The sequence below is a fragment of the Campylobacter sp. CH246 genome (assembly GCF_004378835.1).
Taxonomy (GTDB): domain Bacteria; phylum Campylobacterota; class Campylobacteria; order Campylobacterales; family Campylobacteraceae; genus Campylobacter_D; species Campylobacter_D jejuni.
The window spans coordinates 1-3,249 of the sequence record NZ_RYYA01000015.1 but is presented as its reverse complement, the minus strand read 5'-3'; the positions used below and the strand labels follow the sequence as shown (position 1 = coordinate 3,249).

The following is a 3,249-nucleotide window of genomic DNA, read 5'->3' as shown; positions in this document are numbered from 1 at the left end:
ATTGAAAGGAATAAAGATGGATAAAGCACACTTAATTATTTATTTAGCAGTATTTGCATCTATCGTTAGTGTTTTAATAACTTGTTGTCTTTTATATCTAATCAGAGATAGGTTAAGCAAATTGTATCCTAAAAATACATTATTGAAAATCAAGAAGTTTTTAAAAGAGAATGTTAGAGTTGTTAATCGCCCATTAGATGAATTAGATAAAGATGATTATAGTTTTATAAAAAAAGATATTTTAGGATATGTATAAATACTAAGCCTAGTTAAAACTAGACTCAGTGCATTATTATTTATAAGTATCATTGATTTTTTCATTTCTTTCTTTAATAGCAGTTCCTGCTTTTTTCTCAGTTGCACCTGCTGCTTCTTGAATTCCACCTGCTAATCCTTCTGATTTAACATCATTAGGGGCATTTCTTGTTGCCATAAAGCCTTTTTGTCTTGAATTTAAATCATCTATGGCTTTATTGTGATCAGTCATAACACCTTTTGGATCATGATAATTGTGCTTTGATTGTCCAAACAATCCATTTGAATTGACATTAGAATCTACTCCTGCGTAATGTGATAATCCTTGCATATCTCCCCTTGCAGCCATATTTTCAACAGCATTCACAGCAGAAGCCACATTTTCTTTATTAACTACGCCACCATAATTTTCATTGATATAGCCTTGAACGATAGATGATCCGCCATCATAACCCACTGAATTATTAAGTGTTTTAGCTTCATTATAGCTATCCATAGAACTTTTAATACTAGCAGAATTTGTAACATTTCCTGTTTTAAGAAGATTGTTAAATGAAGCACTTGCATCTCTATTTTTGCCAATTTCATTAGAAAGACTTTCGTTAAAGGTTTTATTAAATGTTTCTTGTTGATTTTTGCTTAGATTTTGATACCAATCTTCAGTTTCTACCGATCCTGTAGATACATAGCCTCCTGCATCAATATTTATTCTAACTCCTTTTATTTCTTTATTTAAGCCAATACCACCGCCAATTTTTCCACTCATCACATCTTCATAAGCTTGTTTTACATCCACACCTGTTGCTTTAGAATAAGCATTAGCTAAAGCATGTTGCGTTGCATTAGTAATAGCACTTCTATCGTTTTCTGATAAGGCCAAGCTATCTCCTTTGCCACTAGCAACTTCTAAAGCTCTTTGAGATAGGTTAGAATTTTGAATCGCATCACTTAGAGCGTGCGCTCTTGTTTCTAAATTGCTTGCAGTCATACCAGCATTTAATCCTTTAATAGAAGCATTACCTATAGAACCATTAGCATTGATTACAGCGGAACTTCCTGTCATATTATCTTTAACTAATTCGCCACCATGTTGCATATCTCTTGTTCCCATAAAACTTCTACCACCTGCACCAAACGAAGATTGAAGAGTATTATAACCTGCACCCACAGCCCAAACTTCATCTCCTCTAGGAGCAGCGATGCTAGTTTGTGTAGATAGAGCTTGCTGATTTGCAAAGCTTCCAGCAGCTCTTGAAGCACCTGTTAGAGCTTGAGATAATCCAGAAGCAAAAGTTACAAATCCTTGCTCACTTGCTTTAGCTATAGCATAAGCTAAAACAGGAGTACTCATCACAAGATAATTCATGAAATTTGATCTATTTGCTACTTCTTTAAATATAAGCATATTATCTCCTAAGCTTAAAGCTGCTTTTCCACCTGTTATTACTTGTACAACATTCATAAGATTAAAATCATTTATAAAATTAATAATACACAGTATAGGAGTCCAAAGTACTATCCAAATACATAGAGTAAAAAACATCTTAATATGAGCGTAAGAGCCAAACACAATAGAAAGCAAAGCAACAAGCCAAGATAAACCTATGATAATAGCTGTTAAATAAGCTTTAGCTAAAGGCAAATAAGTTTGTGCCATGTGTCCTTGTGCTTGCATACTTGCGTAAAATTGCTGATCCGCATAAGCAGTATTTGCAGCCACAGAAGCAGGATTTAATCCTACTGATTTAGCGGTATTAATGATTGCATCTTGAGAAGCAAGCATTATCATGGATTGCTGTAAATAAGATCTAGCACTTACAGCTTGTTCGTTATAGATTTGTGCAGTGCCTAAGAACTTTTGCTCATAATTTGTCATATCATTCGCCATACCAAGCAAAGCAGCATGGATTTTCATAGCTTCATCTGTATCTTTTTTAATCATTTCAACGATTTGAGGACCTGCATCAGAACAAGGTACAACACTTTGTTCTTCAATATTATTGTTATTTTTAAACAAAGGAGTAAGCTGAGAGCCATTGCCTATGTTTGTGAAAAGATCTTGCATTAAATTATCAGAGTTTTGAAAAAGATTTCTACCTTGTTGATTAAGCAAGATACCTACTGAAACGCAGTTTCTAAAGTAAAAATCAATATTTTTTTGTAAAGTTGCATCAATAGCCGAAAGCTTTACACTTGCAAAGTACTCATCACTTGAAGTGAAAAACCTAAACCTGCGTTAGAAAAATTTGTAGATTGTGGAGTTGAAAAATGTTTTTCCATAGCTTCTAGAATAAGTCTTTCAAATTGTGTCATTAATGCAAAGCTTTTTCCTATACCTATAGAAATTTGAGAAATGACATAATCTTTACTTGTTACTTCATCGTGAATCATGAAGCGGTGATTATTGTCATTTGGTGCTTTTAAAAACATGTACCACACTACAGCAAAAAGTACAAACATTTTTCCAAGTTCAAACACAGGGTTTGTTTGTCCATCCATTGCTTTTTGATACCAAAAAGCAATAATGAAATAGCTAAGGCCGCATTAACGATATAATCTGTTTCAGTGGTTATTCCTTTAACCGCTTGCATGATTTCATTCATCACATCGCCATAACCCCAAGTATAAATTAGATTTCCATTAGCTATGTTTGTAGCACCAAATAAAAATGAAGGTGCAAAAAACAAAGTGCTAAGGAATAAAAAGTAAAATCTTTTCATGGATTATATTAAAGAAGTTAAAGAGTTTGTTTGGTATAATTGCATTAAGGGTTTTGCCACAAGGCTGCAACCCTGTGGCATAATCACACCCTAGAAAGGGGGTGAAACTATGTTTCGTTTCGTACTTATAATTATACTAATTTGTATAATTACTGTCAAGGCTTATTAGCCTTGCCCCTTTTCTTAAGGGGCGAAACTCCCTTGCGGCTTGCACCAAACAAACTTTTAACTAAGCCTATCTTCCTTTCTATTGATTTATTTTATTTTTTAATTT

Annotated in this window: 1 protein-coding gene and 1 pseudogene; one reads left to right on the top strand and one right to left on the bottom strand. The window is 33.5% G+C overall.

The features are described 5' to 3' along the window. Window positions 1–16 precede the first annotated feature (16 nt). Complete coding sequence (locus tag ELQ06_RS08430) at window positions 17–256, top strand: hypothetical protein (RefSeq protein ID WP_002835408.1); 240 nt, start codon at window positions 17–19, stop codon at window positions 254–256. Window positions 257–292: 36 nt separating this feature from the next. Here ELQ06_RS08430 and ELQ06_RS08425 read toward each other — a convergent pair. Then, window positions 293–2,975 (bottom strand): annotated as a pseudogene (locus ELQ06_RS08425) (conjugal transfer protein TraG N-terminal domain-containing protein). Window positions 2,976–3,249 lie beyond the last annotated feature (274 nt).

Bases quoted from the DNA above. Each gene is read 5' to 3' on its own strand.
- ELQ06_RS08430 (WP_002835408.1), top strand. From the start codon at position 17: ATGGATAAAGCACACTTAATTATTTATTTAGCAGTATTTGCATCTATC.